At 39.2% G+C, this 17,050-nt stretch carries 17 protein-coding genes; 10 read left to right on the top strand and 7 right to left on the bottom strand.

Translation table 11 applies throughout. The features are described 5' to 3' along the window. Position 1 precedes the first annotated feature (1 nt). On the top strand, positions 2-454 hold the full coding sequence (locus tag PR800_RS06305; RefSeq protein ID WP_102139186.1) for a hypothetical protein: 453 nt from the start codon (positions 2-4) through the stop codon (positions 452-454). Further along, entirely contained in the window at positions 441-2,426 is a 1,986-nt protein-coding gene (locus tag PR800_RS06300) for an ATP-binding cassette domain-containing protein (RefSeq protein WP_210844378.1), read from the top strand. Before PR800_RS06305 ends, PR800_RS06300 begins: the two co-directional genes overlap by 14 nt. Before the next feature lie 53 nt (positions 2,427-2,479). Here the strand turns inward: PR800_RS06300 and gntU are convergent, their stop codons facing one another. The 3 genes from gntU to gntR all read right to left on the bottom strand — a co-directional run bounded on the left by gntU (position 2,480) and on the right by gntR (position 5,796). Continuing rightward, the gene (gene gntU, locus PR800_RS06295; protein WP_102140241.1) at positions 2,480-3,835 is read right to left on the bottom strand and encodes a gluconate transporter; all 1,356 of its coding nucleotides are present in this window, start codon (positions 3,833-3,835) and stop codon (positions 2,480-2,482) included. Continuing rightward, complete coding sequence (gntK, locus tag PR800_RS06290) at positions 3,835-4,374, bottom strand: gluconokinase (RefSeq protein ID WP_102140240.1); 540 nt, start codon at positions 4,372-4,374, stop codon at positions 3,835-3,837. Before gntK ends, gntU begins: the two co-directional genes overlap by 1 nt. 426 nt (positions 4,375-4,800) lie before the next feature. Then, positions 4,801-5,796 carry a gluconate operon transcriptional repressor GntR gene (gene gntR / locus PR800_RS06285; RefSeq protein ID WP_102140239.1) on the bottom strand — a complete coding sequence of 332 codons (996 nt, stop codon included), beginning with the start codon at positions 5,794-5,796 and terminating at the stop codon, positions 4,801-4,803. A gap of 200 nt (positions 5,797-5,996) precedes the next feature. Here gntR and PR800_RS06280 point away from each other — a divergent pair, with 200 nt between their 5' ends. From PR800_RS06280 to PR800_RS06245, 8 genes are all read left to right on the top strand, one after another. Then, on the top strand, positions 5,997-7,034 hold the full coding sequence (locus tag PR800_RS06280; protein WP_102140238.1) for an ABC transporter substrate-binding protein: 1,038 nt from the start codon (positions 5,997-5,999) through the stop codon (positions 7,032-7,034). Beyond that, positions 7,031-8,047, top strand: a complete 1,017-nt coding sequence (locus PR800_RS06275) for a FecCD family ABC transporter permease (protein WP_231068852.1) — start codon at positions 7,031-7,033, stop codon at positions 8,045-8,047. Before PR800_RS06280 ends, PR800_RS06275 begins: the two co-directional genes overlap by 4 nt. Continuing rightward, on the top strand, positions 8,044-8,811 hold the full coding sequence (locus PR800_RS06270) for an ABC transporter ATP-binding protein (RefSeq protein ID WP_166267839.1): 768 nt from the start codon (positions 8,044-8,046) through the stop codon (positions 8,809-8,811). The genes PR800_RS06275 and PR800_RS06270 overlap by 4 nt, the downstream gene beginning before the upstream one ends. 11 nt (positions 8,812-8,822) lie before the next feature. Next, positions 8,823-9,641 (top strand): class I SAM-dependent methyltransferase, encoded by an 819-nt coding sequence (locus PR800_RS06265; protein WP_166267841.1) that lies wholly within the window; start codon positions 8,823-8,825, stop codon positions 9,639-9,641. Next, positions 9,638-10,483 carry a ModD protein gene (gene modD / locus PR800_RS06260; protein ID WP_166267843.1) on the top strand — a complete coding sequence of 282 codons (846 nt, stop codon included), beginning with the start codon at positions 9,638-9,640 and terminating at the stop codon, positions 10,481-10,483. The genes PR800_RS06265 and modD overlap by 4 nt, the downstream gene beginning before the upstream one ends. A 132-nt stretch (positions 10,484-10,615) precedes the next feature. After that, a complete protein-coding gene (locus tag PR800_RS06255) occupies positions 10,616-12,610 on the top strand; it encodes a TonB-dependent receptor plug domain-containing protein (protein WP_272530400.1) in 1,995 nt (664 codons plus the stop codon). Between the two features lie 424 nt (positions 12,611-13,034). After that, entirely contained in the window at positions 13,035-14,003 is a 969-nt protein-coding gene (locus PR800_RS06250) for a winged helix-turn-helix domain-containing protein (RefSeq protein ID WP_210844375.1), read from the top strand. Further along, entirely contained in the window at positions 14,004-14,480 is a 477-nt protein-coding gene (locus PR800_RS06245; protein ID WP_210844374.1) for a FidL-like protein, read from the top strand. A gap of 79 nt (positions 14,481-14,559) precedes the next feature. Here PR800_RS06245 and PR800_RS06240 read toward each other — a convergent pair whose 3' ends face one another. The 4 genes from PR800_RS06240 to PR800_RS06225 form a co-directional block, all read right to left on the bottom strand. Further along, a complete protein-coding gene (locus tag PR800_RS06240; RefSeq protein WP_102140231.1) occupies positions 14,560-15,423 on the bottom strand; it encodes an MrpH family fimbial adhesin in 864 nt (287 codons plus the stop codon). 66 nt (positions 15,424-15,489) lie between these two features. Further along, on the bottom strand, positions 15,490-16,044 hold the full coding sequence (locus PR800_RS06235) for a fimbrial protein (protein WP_102140230.1): 555 nt from the start codon (positions 16,042-16,044) through the stop codon (positions 15,490-15,492). After that, entirely contained in the window at positions 16,044-16,538 is a 495-nt protein-coding gene (locus PR800_RS06230) for a fimbrial protein (RefSeq protein ID WP_102140229.1), read from the bottom strand. The genes PR800_RS06235 and PR800_RS06230 overlap by 1 nt, the downstream gene beginning before the upstream one ends. Positions 16,539-16,549: 11 nt before the next feature. After that, the gene (locus tag PR800_RS06225; protein ID WP_102140228.1) at positions 16,550-17,041 is read right to left on the bottom strand and encodes a fimbrial protein; all 492 of its coding nucleotides are present in this window, start codon (positions 17,039-17,041) and stop codon (positions 16,550-16,552) included. Positions 17,042-17,050: the final 9 nt, after the last annotated feature.

The following is a 17,050-nucleotide window of genomic DNA, read 5'->3' as shown; positions in this document are numbered from 1 at the left end:
TATGTTAGGTTTTATTTCTGCATTATCTGCTGCTGTAGCAACCATGACATTACTTATGGCCGTACTTTTAGCAAATGTGTTATCAAGTACGATGGCCGCTGAAGAAAATAAAGGTAAAGCAGCATTGATAGGAATTGATAACAGCAACACTGAAGCTTCTGCATCTATAAATACCGATAGTAATAATGGCAATGGCAAGAACATCATGAAGTCGTTAATATTTAGCCATGACACCATCAAATTCATTGACCATAAAAAGGTTAAATCTATTGATATCTATTGCAGTTATGGAAATAACATCTCTTTTGATGTGGCAATGACCTACACCATTTATAACACCGTATTAATTAAGAAAAGCACGCCTAATGTACACATTAAAGCATTGAAACCTATTGAAGATAATCAAGGTGTTAACGCTTGCTTCCTGAAGAGTGAAGAAAATGAAAGAAAGTAGTTTCCATGATGTCATTAACCAATATTTTAAGATATTAGGGGAGTCATTTATCTCTCCCGCCCTATCGTATGATAATAAATATATATTAAATAATATAAATGAATTTATTAATAATGATTTTTTCACTTATCAATATGTTTCCATTTCTGATTTTAGTGAAAAAAACCTGCCCGCTCTCTTCATTATGGAAATAGAAAATGGAAAGTACATTATCATTAAAAATCATAAGGGCCAGCTAACCAACCTCACAACTGACACCACAATAACGCACCAACTAATTGAAAGTAAAAACTTATTTTCATTCTCTGCGAGTGAAAACACATTGAATGAAGAGAGTATATACACATCACTAATTAAGTTAACCCCAAAATCCAGTTTATTTTCATTACCTTTAATTGTATTTGCACTGTTATTACCTTTATATTCAAATCTTTTTAACTCACGATTAGTTTACAGTGAGTCCATAAGCTCAATCTTATATATTAGTTTTATTTTCATTGTTGTTATTGGCTTAGAGTTCTTTATTAAACACATCATTCATGAACAGAATATAAAAAAAACAAAGCTTAACATCAGCATTTTTAATCGTTACTTTGTTAATTTATTAAAGCAGTCTAGTTGTAAAAGTGCCTCGATTAAAGTGAGAACTGCCGAAGCATCGATTTTACAGGTATGGGAAATCAAACCACAAATTATTTATGATATCGGTTTAGCCATTTTATTTTCATTTTGTATTTTTGGCATGCTAGGTTTTTATTCATTATTGCTATTGAGCTATTACGCTGGGCTTATCTTTTTATGTCTACATGTCCGCTTCCTTTCCTATAAAAATATGCTTCGAGCGAATACCTTAAACTATGAAAAATCAGCCATGTACTACTCGTTAGAACAGAAAAAACATGAGCTGTATTTCGCCAGAGATAACCACTTTAAGCAGTACATCAGTACAAAAACCAATGAAGATGAAAAAATAAAATTAAAACTGAATGAGGCAAACCACCATTGGATGGAAATCATCAAAGTAAATACGTTTCTATCCATGATTATCATGTACGTGGCTAGCTATTTAGCTATTGGTGAAGGGAGTTTAAGTTTAGCCTCCGTTATCGCTGTAATGATCATTAATGGCCGACTTTCAGGTGCAATTACAAGTGCAATTAATCGCTTATTTATGGTGAAAACACATCTATTTCATATCAAATCCAGTATTGATCAGCTAAAAAACAATCCACTTATCCATTTCAAAGTAGATGGCATAACAACAGATTCGATAAAGCATTTTAGTGCAAAAAATCTTAGCGTTAATATTAATGGTAAAACCATTATTAACCAGCTCAATATTGAAGCCAAACCCGGTGATGTTATCGGTATTACTGGTATTTCAGGGGTAGGAAAGACATCTTTAATGAAAGCATTATGTGGGACTTCGGAATACTCTTCAGGGGATATTACAATCAATAGTATTGGAATTGATGAAATTTCCCAATCCTTTTTAACAGAAAAAATTGCCTACCATAATGGTATTTCAACATTTATTCATGGCAGCATACGTGACAATTTTAATTTCTACGGTGTTTTCGATAACAATACGATTGTTCGCCTGACCAAATTATGTTGCCCAACCTTACTGATTAGCAAAGAAACCTTAGACGACACACTCGTCACCGACATCGCTGCCTCTACAGGGGAAAAACAAAAGTTACAGCTCGTTCTTGCACTGATAAAACAACCTGAAATGATATTCTTAGACGAATCAACATCATTTATGGCAACCTCTGATGCGCTCTCATTTTTACAATTAATAAAACAAGAGTTTGAATTAGATAAATCAATTATTTTCTTTTCTACTCACGACTTAGGGCTGACCTCATTTTTTACGAAGCATATTGCGCTATCACCGGGCCATGTTAAACACATTAACGCCCCACAACCCCACAATGAAATTATCATTCCTAAAATTAGCTTAAGCTAAACAAAAACGCCCACTTGATTGTGGGCGCTTTGATTACCTTTTTATGAAGCACATTACAAGAACATAAAGAACACCATGCCGACAATTGCCCCTGTCGTACCAAGGATAGTTTCCATTACCGTCCACGTTTTTAGCGTTTGTGCTTCAGTTGCACCAGTAAATTTCCCATATAGCCAGAAGCCAGAGTCATTCACATGGCTTAAGATTAATGACCCACCAGAGATGCAAACGGCTAATGCTGCCAGCTGTGCGCCTGAGTAGCCTAACTCACTGATAACAGGTAACACTAAACCTACAGCAGTTAAACATGCAACGGTTGCTGACCCTTGAATAACACGTACCGCCCCCGCTAATACAAAACAAGCAACCGCAATAGGTAAACCTGCACCAATTAAAGAGTCACCTAGCGCGGGACCGACACCTGAGTCCACCAAAATTTGTTTGAATACGCCACCAGCACCGGTCACAAGTAAAATGATCCCAGCAGGTTGGATCGCAGCAGAACAAATCGCCATGACTTTTTCTTTATCCATACCATAACGGAAGCCTAGGCCATAAATCGCCAGTAAACACGCTAACAATAAGGCAGTGAAAGGGTGACCGATAAACTCTAACCAATGCTCAAGAGTAGTTCCTTTTTCAACTAAATGAGTCCCGATTGTTTTTAAACCCACTAATACCAATGGGAAAAGCACTAAACACAAGCTAAATCCAAAGCTTGGCATTTTGCCATGTTCTGTATTTGGCGCTTGATAATCCGCAGGGATATCAATATGAACATAATTACTGATAAATTTACCAAATAAAGGGCCTGCCAAAATCATGCCAGGGATAGCAGCACACAGGCCAATTAAAATCATCCAGCCATAATCCGCGCCCATTTGTGATGCAACCAACATCGGTGTTGGTCCCGGTAATAAGAACGCTGCCGCGGCGGCAACACCAGCAAATAGAGGGATAGCAAGGCGGACAACGTTATGGCCAGTACGGTTTGCAACTGCAAACACCACGCCAATTAACAAGACAATAGCCACATCAAAGAAAAGCGGTAGCGCACAAATCAACCCTGCGACCCCCACTGCATAGTGAGCATTCTTTTCACCGAACAGATTAAGTAGCTTATTCGCTATTTGGTCTAACGCACCTGTTTCATGTAAAATTTTACCGAACATTGCCCCAAGCGCCACCACAATAGCAAGGAAACCTAAGGTTCCCGCCATACCTTTTTGCATGGTTTCAGTGATCTGTTGTACTGGCATGCCGGAGAATAAACCCGCGCCAATAGAAACGATCATTAGCGCGACAAATGCGTGTAAACGAGCATACATCACTAAAAAGAGCAGTAAAACGACAGAGCCAACTGCCGTTAGCACGAGCGTTAACGTGCTTAATGTTTCTGGGGTATTCATTAGTTATCTCCAGCGACAATCTTACGAATAGTAGAACACGTATTTTCAATCACGTTCTCTAAGGATGGTCGAATATCAACAACCTGCACATCAGGTTCATCCGCACCAGGTTCTTGTAAAGCATCAAATTGCGATTTCAGCATTTCAGGCTTAAAGAAATGCCCTTTACGTGCTTTCAATCTCTCTTCAATAACAACCGCATCACCTTTTAGGTAAATAAAATAGAGGTTATGGTTCCCCTCTCTTAAGATATCGCGATAGCTTTTTTTCAGTGCGGAGCTAACCACCAGCGATACCTTATTGGTTCTTTGCATTGCAAAAATGGCATTATTTAATGCGACTAACCAAGGTTTACGGTCGTCATCATTTAATGCGTGACCCGATGCCATTTTTAAAATATTTGATTTAGGGTGAAGAAAGTCACCATCAAGGAAGGCAGCTTGTAGTTGCTGTGCAACACCGGTAGCAACAGCAGACTTACCACTACCCGATACCCCCATTAGTACAAATGTATAGTTTTGTTTTTGGGTATCATTCATAGGAAACTCCTCAGATATTCACTATTGTCCTGGCTTTAGTTAAAAACCGGCATTTGTTACCGGTAACAAGTTACGGGTAACATTATCATCAGTGCGGATTTATTTGGCAATCAAATTGGTGAAGAAGAGAACAGATCTGTGATGATACTCTCAATCTGACTTCAGAAGAGGCTGGTGAAGAACAAAGCAAAACTCGCAATGCAATATAGAAACAAAAGACAAAAAGACAAAAAGACAAAAAGACAAAAAGACAAAAAGACAAAAAGTATATTTAAACTTTATTGCTCGTCTTAAAACATTCCTCTAAATAATTCGTGTTGTCGCTAGGCGCCAAGCGAGTCAAGCCCTAGGAGCATACATAAGTATGTGACTAGGGTTGGCGAGTACAGGCAACAACGCGACAGCGCGAAGGATGACGAGGAATAATTAGATACTTTCGCCAGTAAGGACAGAAAACCCCACATCAAAATGCGTATCCGTTAGCTTCTTACCAGACATTCTCGCCAACAAGACTTCTGCCGCCTTACGCCCCATTTGGTCCCTTGGCGTCAAAATACTCGCCAGTTTTGGAGTCATCACTTGCCCTACATCATGGCCGTGGAAACCTGAAATAGCGAGATCTTGTGGAATTTGAATACCTAAACGTTGGCATTCAAAAATAGCCCCTATTGCTAAGTCATCATTGGTACAAAATAAGCCGTCAGTATCTGGATACTTATCACGACAATCGTGCAACAATTGAGCGCCTAACGAATACGATGAGCTAGCCTGTGTCATCACATTACGTGGTTCAAGATTGGCATCGAGCATGGCCTGCTCATAACCTTTCAGGCGGATAAAAGTACGCTCATCATGCCTTGCGCCTAAATACACAACCTTACGGCAGCCGCGCTCAATCATCGCCCGAGTCATTTGGCGGGACGCTTCAAAGTTATCAATACCCACTGCAATATCTAGGCAAGGAGAAACGCTATCCATAATTTCAACCACAGGGATCCCCGCAGTTTTAAGCATACGTAGCGTTCTCTCTGTATGGGTTCGTTCAGCTAAAATCACACCATCAATATTATAAGAAAGTAACGAAGTCAGCCGCTCCTCTTCTTTTTCGGGCAAATAGCCATAGTGAGCGAGCATGGTTTGGTAGCCATGGCGGTCTGTCACGGCTTCAATTCCACGGATCACTTCGGCGAAAACTTGGTTAGTTAATGAAGGAAGCAACACCCCGATGGCATGGCTGGTTGCATTCGATAAAATATCGGGAGCTTTATTCGGAATATACCCGGAAGCCTCCACCGCCTGAGCAATTTTATCACGCAGAGCTTCTGAAACCTGCTCTGGGTTTCGTAAAAAACGGCTCACCGTCATTTTCGTGACGCCAACTTGGTCGGCAACATCCTGCAAAGAAGGTCTTCTTTTCTTCATAAGTCCAAAGTCATATTCAATTCGTTAACGATAACAATGTTCTGCTATCCATCAATAGATAGCAATCTTTGTTACTGATTTACATCACATAAACGTTGATTTTTCTTAACCAACCCACTTTTGTAGTTGACTCTCTATCATGACTCCGCTAATTTTCGCGCTATATAATTATTATCATAACGAATAGATGAAATTAGACTATGGCTATCAATCGTAGACAGTTTCTTAAATCCAGTGCCGTCCTCACTGCTTTTTACTGCTTACCAAGCTTCGCACAAACTCGCCCAGAAGTTGAAGCCGCGATATTCGGTAAACTCCCAACACCCAAGGATATTCATCGCGTCATCAGCTCGGGGCCCCCTTCCGATTTACTGATGTTTGCCTTAGCCCCAGAAAAAATGGTGGGTTTCGCCTCTATTTCATTGAAAAAAGGGCAAACGGGCCTTTTTGCACCACAATGGCTTGAATTACCGGTTTATGGCCGCTTGGCAGGCCGTGGTAGTACCCTTTCCCTTGAACAACTGTTGTCTTATAACCCTGACTTAATTATTGACACAGGAAACATTGATGAAACTTATCGCTCACAAGCAGAAAAAGTCGCCAAACAAACCCATGTTCCTTATTTGTTAATCGCAGGTGGCCTAAAAGACTCACCGCAGCAACTAATGCAACTGGGTGAAATCTTAGGGGTTTTACCACAAGCACAACAATTGAGCCAACTTGCTCAACGCTATATTGATGATGCTGCCTTATTTGCTCATCAAAACCAACAGAAATCACTGAGTTTTTACCTCGCGAGAGGGGCAAAAGGTTTAGAAACTGGCGCTAAAGGCTCAATTCATACTGAAGCGATTGAAATGCTAGGCTTACGCAATGTAGTGGATATCCCTAATTTTCATGGCCTTACTACGGTTTCTATGGAGCAGCTCTACCAATGGAACCCTGACATCATTATAACGCAATATGACGAAGCCATTGAACTGATGACAAGTTCTGCATTATGGCAAGGGCTTGATGCTATTGCTAATCGCAAATTACTTGTATTTAGTGGCATGCCATTTGGTTGGTTAGATGGGCCTCCAGGCGTTAACCGCCTACTGGGAATGAGGCGGCTACAAAGCCATTTTGATAAAAACATTGCCATGAATATTAAACATGATATTGCTGAGTTTTTTACTCGTTTCTACCATTCATCATTAACGACACAGCAAATTGATTTGCTCATGGAAAAGTCATGAATGATGTTTTGAACAAAAAGGGAAAATTCCTTTTATTGGTCATCATATTACTGATTAGCTTTGTTATTGCGTTAACAAGTGGTAAGTACTCACTTACACTTAATGAACTTTATCGACTATTTGCCAGCCAATTATCATCTCACAGTGAATTGAGTAACCCACGCCATGAAACCGTTTTCTGGCAAATACGCTTTCCACGCACATTAGCCGCTATTATTATTGGCGGAGGGCTAGCGATTGCAGGCGCAGCTTACCAAGGGATGTTTCGTAACCCACTGGTTTCGCCTGATATTTTAGGTGTTTCTGCTGGTGCGGGCGTGGGAGCTGTCATTGGTATTTTCTTCGGCCAATCTTTGTTTTACATTCAATTAAGTGCATTTATTGGTGGGCTAATTACCGTGACTTTAGTGTGTTTTATTGCCCGCCTAGCACGGCAACATGACCCTATTTTATCTTTGGTTCTTGTCGGTGTCGCTATCAGTGCATTATGTGGTTCCGCCATCTCCTTAATGAAGATCCTTGCAGACCCCTACACCCAGTTGCCTTCCATCACTTTTTGGTTATTAGGTGGATTGTCATCGATTACCCAAGCAGACTTAGTGTCAGTATTACCACTGATGATTATCGGTATTATTCCACTATTATTATTGCGCTGGCGTATGAATTTACTCAGCTTATCGGATGAAGAAGCCAAAAGCCTTGGGATCAATGTCAGTTTAACCCGCGCTGTTTTCATTGTTTGTGCCACATTACTTACAGCAAGCGCGGTGTCAATCGCAGGAATTATTGGTTGGGTGGGGTTAATTGTTCCACACATCACTAGAATGATAGTGGGTGCTAACTTTCGCTATCAGCTCCCGGCATCACTGGCAATTGGTGCCATCTTATTGCTAGTTACTGACACCTTAGCACGGACTATTGCTGCAATTGAATTACCAATAGGCATTTTAACCTCCGCAATTGGCGCCCCCTTCTTTCTGGCTATCTTATTGCAGACAAGGCGGGTGAAATGAGCATTCTGTCTTTGCAAAAGGTCGCAATTGGTTATCATGGCACTGCCATCATTGATGGTATTAACCTTTCATTACCTAAGGGGGAGATTAGTTGCTTGTTAGGCGCAAATGGCTGCGGTAAAACCACCTTGATGAAAACATTACTGGGGTTATTACCCGCAATTAAAGGTGAGATCCTACTCAATGGGCAAGACATTCAAGGTCTTAACCCCCGTGAAATAGCCAAAACTGTCGCTTATGTTCCCCAAGCCCATGATACCCCCTTTACTTTCACTGTACTTGATATGGTGATGATGGGTTTAACACCCCATATTTCAATATTTTCAGTCCCTAAAGAGGCCGAAAAAAACTTAGCATATCAACAACTAAAGCATCTGGGCATTTCACACTTAGCAACACGTCTATACAGCACACTTAGTGGCGGAGAGAAACAACTAGTATTGATAGCAAGGGCTTTAATACAAAAACCATTACTTCTAATTATGGATGAGCCGGCCGCTAGCCTTGATTTTGGTAACCAAATTCGCTTACTTGAGCAAATCGAAAAGCTTAAATCCCATGGTATGACGATATTGATGTCAACCCATCATCCACAGCATGCCGCAGCTATCGCTGATAACGTCATTTTGCTTGATAAGCACCACAAAGCGAGGCAAGGGTTATCCAAATGTATGTTAACACTTACTAACTTGGCAGCACTTTATAATGTGGATGAGCGCAGCATTCAAGCTCACTTCCAGCTTCCATCAACGTTTTCTTGTTAAGGTCAGGGATCATGTTAATCAATCAAATCGATTTTTCAAAAATGTACCAACAGCACATGCAACAGGCACAACGTAGCCGCAAAGAACCAGAGCATTGGGATAAAAAAGCACAACAAATGGCACAAAACTGTGCTAATCCTCATGACCCATACTTAGTACGGTTTCGTGAATTAATGGATTTAACAGGTGCTGAAACCTTACTTGATGTCGGTTGCGGCCCCGGTTCCATAAGCCTTTGCCTAGCGAATGAATTTAAAGATGTGATTGGAATTGATTATAGCCGTGGCATGCTCGAAATGGCTGAACTACGGGCTAAAGAGCTCGCTATCCCACATGCACGCTTTGAACAGCTCGCATGGGAAGATGATTGGCATTCATTGCCAAAAGTGGATATTTCTGTGGCATCGCGTTCAACGCTGGTTGATGATTTAAAAGCTGCTTTATTGAAACTTAATAACCAAACAAAGTTACGGGTGTACACAACCCATACCGTCAACCCCACATTTATTGATGAGAAAATAATTCGCAAAATAGGCCGTGAAGTTGTTCGTTTACCTACCTATATTTATGCAGTGAATATTTTGCATCAAATGGGTATTAATGTGCGTGTTGATTTCATTAAAAACCCCAATAAAGGTGGATTTGATAACTTTGAGGCTTTCGCTGATAGTGTCAATTGGTCCCTTAAAAATATCACGCCAGAAGAAACCTCCGTCTTACGTCAATACTATGATGAACAAACCGCTTTAGGCAAAACAGTCCCTTATCCTTCCAGAGATTGGGCGATGGTATCTTGGGATGTGGTAGATGAATCGGAACTGACGTTATGATTTACGTGCCCGATGCATTGATCGACCAACTGCTGCTAGATGACATCCAATATGGGGACCTCACCACACGGGCACTTGGCCTACAATCCCAACTGGGTGTCATGACCTTTGCATCCAAATTTGGCGGCTGTGTCAGTGGGATAGCTATCGCCAGACGCATGTTAGAAAAACTCGGTATCACTTGCGAGTGCCACAGCCAAGATGGCCAACAGGTTGAACCACAAAGTATTTTAATTCGTGCGACTGGGCCTATTGAAGCCTTACATCAAGGCTGGAAAGCGGTGCAAAACGTGCTTGAATGGTGTGGAGGTGTAAGTCACTACACCCAGCAAATGGTCAGTATTTTGCGTCAATATCAACCAGATGGGCAGCTTGCTTGCACCCGAAAAACCATTCCACAGACAAAGCCCCTTGCCTTAACTGCGATTTTGGCTGGGGGTGCTATTATTCATCGTGCAGGCAGTGCAGAAAGTATCCTACTGTTCACCAATCATCGCCAATGTCTTGAAAAACCAGATGATTGGGCGGGCCATATTAAAGCACTACGCCAAGCCGCCCCTGAAAAAATGATTATTGTTGAGGCTGATGACTACGAGCAAGCCATTCTCGCCATCAATGCGCAAGCCGATATTATTCAGCTGGATAAATTGCCCATTGAACAAATTCAGCGACTACAAGAACTCGCCAAGCAACAAAGCCGGCCTTGTCGACTATCCATTGCTGGTGGAATTAATTTAAAAACAATAGAAACATTCGCACAAACAGGGGTGCCATTATTGGTTACGTCAGCCCCTTACTACGCAGCACCACGAGATATCAAAGTGAAGATTTTTAAGCAGTAACCAAAGAAGTTAGCGTCAAAAAAACCATTTGCAAAAACAGCCTACCCCGTAGGCTGTATCCACTTATGGTTAATGACGCACATCGTTATATAAAAAATAATATATCGTTATTTATGAAACTGGAAAGAGATAATGAAAATAAAACAAATTACCTATTTAGTCGGGATGGCTTTATTCACAGCACAAGGATACGCCGCCTCACCTAACACCGAAAAAAATACCGATGTAATATCCGTTTGGAGTACCCCGCTTGCGGCTGATGCAAACATCATCACAGAGAGTCAAATGAAACAGTTGAATAAAACCAACGTCGCACAGGCGCTGAGCACAATGCCAGGAGTTTCCATTCAAAAGTCAGGTAACCGCAATGAAACCCAAGTCAATGTACGTGGTTTTGATAGCCGCCAAGTGCCTATTTTCTTTGATGGTATTCCAACCTACGTACCTTACGACGGCACATTAGACCTCGGGCGCTTTATGACTAGCGAGCTGGCCAGTGTTGAGTTATCGACTGGCTATACCTCTCTATTACAAGGCCCAAACCTAATGGGCGGAGCTATTAACCTAACCACCGCCACGCCTAAAAAACCCTTTGAAGCCAATATTAGTTTGAATCAAGGTTTTGCTCGCGGTGCCGATAATGCCCACAATATCAGTGCGCGCTTAGGTGGACGTAATGATCTAGGCTTTATCCAAGTGAGTGGCAGCCAATATAAACAACGTTTTATGGGAATACCGGGGTCTGAAAATAACAATCCATTAGCAGGAAATAATGGCCGTCGCCCGAATTCAGCTACTGACGACAAGCGCATGATGGTGAAAGTGGGCTGGACACCTCGTGAAGCCGACGAATATGTCATTACCTATCTCAAACAAGATGGAGATAAAAATAGCCCCCCGAGTGTGACAAATACCAAGCCTCAAATATGGCAATGGCCAGCCTATGACAAAGAAAGTTTTTATTTCAATGGCACAACCCAAATAACCAATGATATCGCGTTACAGAGCCGTCTGTACCACGACACATTTAAGAATACCCTTCATCAATATAAGTCTATCAAAGATTATGAAAAAGGTATCTATAACTACAGCCGTTATGACGACTACAGCAACGGGGCTGATATGCGTGTTGACTTCACCGTGCGTGAATTAGATATGCTGTCATTTGCTGCCCACTGGAAAGAAGATGTTCACCGTGCACGTGCAAAAAGAGATGTCCCATTCGACCGTTATAAAGACAATACCTATTCTATTGCTACAGAATATCAATGGGTTGCCATGGATAACCTTGATATTATCGGGGGTATCGGCTATGACTGGCGCAAGAGTGCTGACGGCAAACGCTATGACTATAAATCAGGGGATTTTGAGAAATACGATGGTAACAGCCAACATGCCTTCAACTGGGAAGTGATGGCTCGCTACCACTTAGAAAATGAAGATACAGTACAATTTTCGATATCAGAAAGAAGTCGTTTCCCAACGCAAAAAGAGCGCTATACCAAAGAAAAAATGAAAAGTGACGACACTTTCGTCATTAACCCACATATCGATACAGAACGGGCACTTACCTATGATTTGACTTACAAGGGACATATCTCACCCACTTGGTCATATACTTCAAGTCTCTATTATAACCATGTCTCTGATGCCATTATGGCGCATCGTGTTGGCACGAATAAGAATGGAGGCTATATACTCGAAAATCGTAATAGCGGAAAAGTCGATTACTTTGGCATTGATTTAGGCACCACGGGTCAAATTACGGATTGGATGGAAGCCGGTTTAAGCTACGGCTATATTCATGCGGATCCAAAACATTACAGTGTAAAACACGTCACCGAATTACCGACTCATAAAGCCTTTGCTTGGGTGAAATTTACCCCTTATGAGCCATTCAGTATCACAGTAACAGAAGAAGCCAGAAGTTGGGCCTTCAACTATGTTGATACCGATAGCAAAGTACGTGGCTATGCTAAAACTGACCTGCGCTTAGATTATGATTTTGGCCAAGGTGTTTCTGTTAACACCTCAGTGAACAACTTATTCGATAAATCATATGAATATACTAATGGCTATATTGAAGAAGGCCGTAACTATTGGCTAGGTATTGAATATAAATATTAATCATTAATATATTAGGCAGAGAATTAAGTTCTTTGCCTAATATTTATTATATAGACTTAAATTAGTTAACATTGAAATAATTAAGTAATAACACTTAAGATATTTCCTATAAAAAAATGTATTTCTACATGAACTGATTTATATAGATTATTATATCTTTTTAACTACAAATGTGATTAACTCACCACCTTTAAGGCTTTAAATATACCATTAAATAGTTTTTAATAACATTTAAGCTGTCAATTCAATAAATTTGCTAATTCATTACAAAAAAGCTCACCTCACAATACTTGCAGTTAATTGATTCCGTATTTAGACTATAAGCATAATAATAAAAGTCAAAACAACATACTTTATCCAAAATTAATTCCCTTAATTTAAATTTCCTATTAGTCATTTTAATTAGAGAGAGCAAACAGTATTTATGATCGAAATGCATGATTATACTATTGATGAAAAATATATTTTCGAGCAGAAAACAAGTTTAATATACCTAAAATATGATCGAAATCAAAATATTGAATTATCTAAGCCTGCGGCAAGGTTATTCAATGAAATCATTTTATTAAATTTAAAAAAAGGAATTGCAACGCGAGATGAACTCTTAACTAGTGTATGGGAGGAATATGGGCTGGTTGGTTCTAATAATAATTTAAATACTTATATTAGTGAAATAAGAAAAAAACTTGAACAAATTGGTATCGACCCTAAATCGATCGTTACCGTACCTAAAAAAGGCTTTCGACTCGATAATCATATATCTATACATGAAAATATAGAAACTGAAGATAGTAATGTGAAGGAAGATGTTATTTATCTCAATGATAAATATGATTATATTGAAAACCCAGAATATTTCCCTCAGCCAATTGATAGCCAATTAACGACCCAGCCCCCGCTCATCACTACTATTGATGAACCATCATCCCCTATTGATGAAACGAAAAATAACCATATTTATAATATGGATATTAATGAAGCCTTATCGCTTCAACACCGGAAGGATGAGGTAATAGAAAAAAGTGGTAAAAAACCCTTAAAGATATTATTCCTAGCTATTTCAACGTTTACAATATGTTATTTAATCTATTTATTTATTCAGCACCCAATGGATAATCCAAATCCAATCAATAATTATCTGACTGTAAGTACAAATGAAAACTGTGTAATACAAACACCGGTTGATATGGTCGGTAAAATTTCCAGCGATAATATTGCTACCGTAAATAAAAAGCTGAATAAATACAACATCCCATGTGATGAGCCAAAAAGAATTATTCTTTTATCGGATTTAAATAAATCCTACTCTATCGACAAAAACATATCTATTAGTATTTGCAAAGAAATCAATAAAAAATTTGATTGTATCTCAATCAATGATCAGAGGATTTAAATGAAAAAATATATTTTAACTTCACTGTTTTTAATTGCAACTGCATCAACTGCATCACTGATGATCAAAAAAAGTAGCCATGATGTCCAAATTTGCCATTCCGAAATATTATGGATTAAAGATAATAATACTCAAGATGGCCTGAGTTTAAAATCAAAAGTTAATGTCCAACTTTCTGCACGCCAACAAGGGCGAATGAATATGTATGGTTACTTAAAAGATAATAGTCAGATTTACCGACTAGATAGAGCTCTTTACTTTGATTATCAAGATGTTGACCATAAAGGTAACTATGCCGTCACCTTTACTTCATCATCTGTAACCAATTCAGATAATATACCAGAGAAATTATTTTCTAACTTTATTCAATTAGAAGAAGACAAAATAAAATATTATGTCAACATTACTAAAATGGAAGACAATATTTATATTATCAAAGATGAATCCTATTCCGCTTTTACTTGCCAAGTTCAATAAAAAAAAGCCTACCAACAATTACGTTTAAGTAGGCAAAACCGTCAACATGGGAAATGACGAATCCAAATATCTATTTAAATCATGGAATAGTTAAAACGAGGGTAATGCGACCACTAAATTTCCCCGGTGCAACAGCGCCATTAGTTTTTAAGGTTGACGCCACCTGCACAGGCCATACTTGATTTGCTCTTACTGACTGAACCACCCCTTTTGCTGCCGACTGATTATTTAATGTAACATGGGACTGCAATTCTCCATTCGGACGCAGATAAACATTATCTTGCTGCAAGTTTGAAGAAACCTTCACACTCATATCTTTATTACATTGAATATAAAATAACCCCGTCTCTACATCGCCATTGAGCTCATCCGCATTTAAAGGACCGTGATCTAATTCGAGAGAATTCGCATTACCAGTCGGAGAAGTAAAGTAACATTTTCCTGCTGGAGGAGGCGCTATCCCGCAAATTCCGCCTGGTAACATTTTACCTTGAGCTCCTTTTGATGTAGCTAGAAAGATCCCTACACATTCATCCGTTGTGATTGCTCCACTATGTTGACTACTCCCTGTTCGAGGAAAAGAAAGGCCACAAATCGCATTGGCATCTCTGATAATTGCGGCCATTGTCGTGTAAGTTGCAAAATTGACATCACACGACCAATCTGCACGAGAAGCTATCCCCCCAGTCTCTTTCCCTGAATGTAGGTGATTAATCGTAAAATAACACCGTTTTGCCCCTTTACTGCCAAGTACGGATTGACATGGGTTACCTTCATAAGGTGAGTTTTCTTTCCAATATTCGATAACAAAATGATAAATATTTTCATGCTTCGATAGTGATTCGACTTCTTCCACATACGAAAAATAGGTTGAACCATAACTTCCCAAACCAAAGAACAAAAATGGTATGGCTAATAATAATTGCTGAATTCGTTTTCCCATTTTATATCTCTTTATATTCATTTTAATGTTTTGATATCAGTACCGGATAAGGTTCTGAGAATGAAATTACTCGTACTCAAATAAAAAAGTGGCTATTGCAGCAATCTGCCCTGTTTTAATTTGTTTATTGTTGATTGCTTCAGGGGTTGCCTTGAGAAAAGTATTAAATTTAAGTTCATTTTTCCCAGCTTGAATGATTGGTACTAGCGAAGAAAACTTATTCACTTTAATTTCTTCACCGCTAGCTAGCTCAATGCCAATCCCTAATCCAGGGTTGTGTTCCGTATCTGTTAATGCCAAATATCCTGACATTTGCCTATGTTCAGCTCCGGTAAACTTCACTTTCATTTTTTTCGCAATAGTTAAGTCGCAATTAGATAATACCAACGTTAACTCTCTGCGAGGCAACTCGTAAGTCGGGTCGTAAATATCTAATAACCGAATATCGCCAAAATCTACTTCCATCATTTTATTTTCCGGCAGAACAACACAAGGTGAATTCACCAGTGTCCCTTTCACTTTGACATTATTTTTAGCGGCAAAGACAATATTGCTACTTAAAAATGCCGTACTTATCAAAGTAAACAGTGTCCCTATTAATAGTGAGGTCGTATTTTTCATTATTGATACTCCACAACCATGGTGCCATTAGCAATAAAATCACCCGTCTTTAGTTCATTATCGCCATTCCTGACTAATACGGCCCAAAGTACACCGGGAGAGCTAGGGTTAATAAGGTATTTCTTACCTAACTCCAATTCGGTATCCGCAAGCTGAAATTTTACTGCTAGATTATTAACTCCAGTATTTAACCCATTTATATCAAAATCACTTTTTATTCCATCTAACATCAGATACATAGACCAGTTATTTTTATTTTCACCACATTGGATCTGGTAATTAACTTGCCTTTTTTGGTCATTACCTTGGATTGATTTTATTGATACATTACCAAAATCAACTTCAATATCTTTACCATCATCAATATGACAAGGCGGTGGTGTAATTAAATTACCTTTAATATTAATCCCTGTTTCATAGTCTTTTGCGGTTGATGTAAAAGATAAAATGGCACTGAGGAACACCAAACCGATTATGTTATTAACAGTCTTCACATCTCAGCCCCTTATTGATACACCACTTTCAACGTTGCATTTGCCGTAAAACTTTTTGCGGGTAAATCTGTACCGCTTTTTTTCACTAATACGGCATACAATTTCAATGGATTTGCAAAGTTAAAAGCAAGTTTCTTTTTCAGCGGGAAATCGCTGGTGTCTGCTTTAAATAACACCGCAAGGTTATCAATATCCGTTTTTAATAAGCGCTGATCAAAACTTGCCGATATTCCCTCAATAAAAATGTTCAGTTTAGGTTGGACGCCATCTTTACACGTCACCGTGTAGTCAATGGGTGCTTTATAAACCTCATCTTGGACACGTGTTGTTAATACATCGCCAAAATCAATTTCTATTGTTTGCCCATTATTAATTGAACAAGGCTTTGATAGTACTTCTCCTTTAATATCAATGTATAGGAATCCTGAAAAACCAAATACACTCGATATCTGTAAAGTGAGCAATAACACAAATACCTTTGTTAATGTTTTAATAGACATCATGGCGTCAAA

It is taken from the genome of Providencia sp. PROV205 (assembly GCF_028479505.1).
GTDB lineage: Bacteria > Pseudomonadota > Gammaproteobacteria > Enterobacterales > Enterobacteriaceae > Providencia > Providencia huaxiensis.
Note: the sequence above shows the minus strand (reverse complement) of the source record. Positions and strands in the feature narration are given on the sequence as shown.

Excerpts from the sequence above, each read along its gene's own strand:
- PR800_RS06305 (WP_102139186.1), top strand. The coding sequence starts at position 2 with ATGTTAGGTTTTATTTCTGCATTATCTGCTGCTGTAGCAACCATGACA.
- PR800_RS06300 (WP_210844378.1), top strand. The coding sequence starts at position 441 with ATGAAAGAAAGTAGTTTCCATGATGTCATTAACCAATATTTTAAGATA.
- gntU (WP_102140241.1), bottom strand. The coding sequence starts at position 3,835 with ATGAATACCCCAGAAACATTAAGCACGTTAACGCTCGTGCTAACGGCA.
- gntK (WP_102140240.1), bottom strand. The coding sequence starts at position 4,374 with ATGAATGATACCCAAAAACAAAACTATACATTTGTACTAATGGGGGTA.
- gntR (WP_102140239.1), bottom strand. The coding sequence starts at position 5,796 with ATGAAGAAAAGAAGACCTTCTTTGCAGGATGTTGCCGACCAAGTTGGC.
- PR800_RS06280 (WP_102140238.1), top strand. The coding sequence starts at position 5,997 with ATGGCTATCAATCGTAGACAGTTTCTTAAATCCAGTGCCGTCCTCACT.
- PR800_RS06275 (WP_231068852.1), top strand. The coding sequence starts at position 7,031 with ATGAATGATGTTTTGAACAAAAAGGGAAAATTCCTTTTATTGGTCATC.
- PR800_RS06270 (WP_166267839.1), top strand. The coding sequence starts at position 8,044 with ATGAGCATTCTGTCTTTGCAAAAGGTCGCAATTGGTTATCATGGCACT.
- PR800_RS06265 (WP_166267841.1), top strand. The coding sequence starts at position 8,823 with ATGTTAATCAATCAAATCGATTTTTCAAAAATGTACCAACAGCACATG.
- modD (WP_166267843.1), top strand. The coding sequence starts at position 9,638 with ATGATTTACGTGCCCGATGCATTGATCGACCAACTGCTGCTAGATGAC.
- PR800_RS06255 (WP_272530400.1), top strand. The coding sequence starts at position 10,616 with ATGAAAATAAAACAAATTACCTATTTAGTCGGGATGGCTTTATTCACA.
- PR800_RS06250 (WP_210844375.1), top strand. The coding sequence starts at position 13,035 with ATGATCGAAATGCATGATTATACTATTGATGAAAAATATATTTTCGAG.
- PR800_RS06245 (WP_210844374.1), top strand. The coding sequence starts at position 14,004 with ATGAAAAAATATATTTTAACTTCACTGTTTTTAATTGCAACTGCATCA.
- PR800_RS06240 (WP_102140231.1), bottom strand. The coding sequence starts at position 15,423 with ATGGGAAAACGAATTCAGCAATTATTATTAGCCATACCATTTTTGTTC.
- PR800_RS06235 (WP_102140230.1), bottom strand. The coding sequence starts at position 16,044 with ATGAAAAATACGACCTCACTATTAATAGGGACACTGTTTACTTTGATA.
- PR800_RS06225 (WP_102140228.1), bottom strand. The coding sequence starts at position 17,041 with ATGATGTCTATTAAAACATTAACAAAGGTATTTGTGTTATTGCTCACT.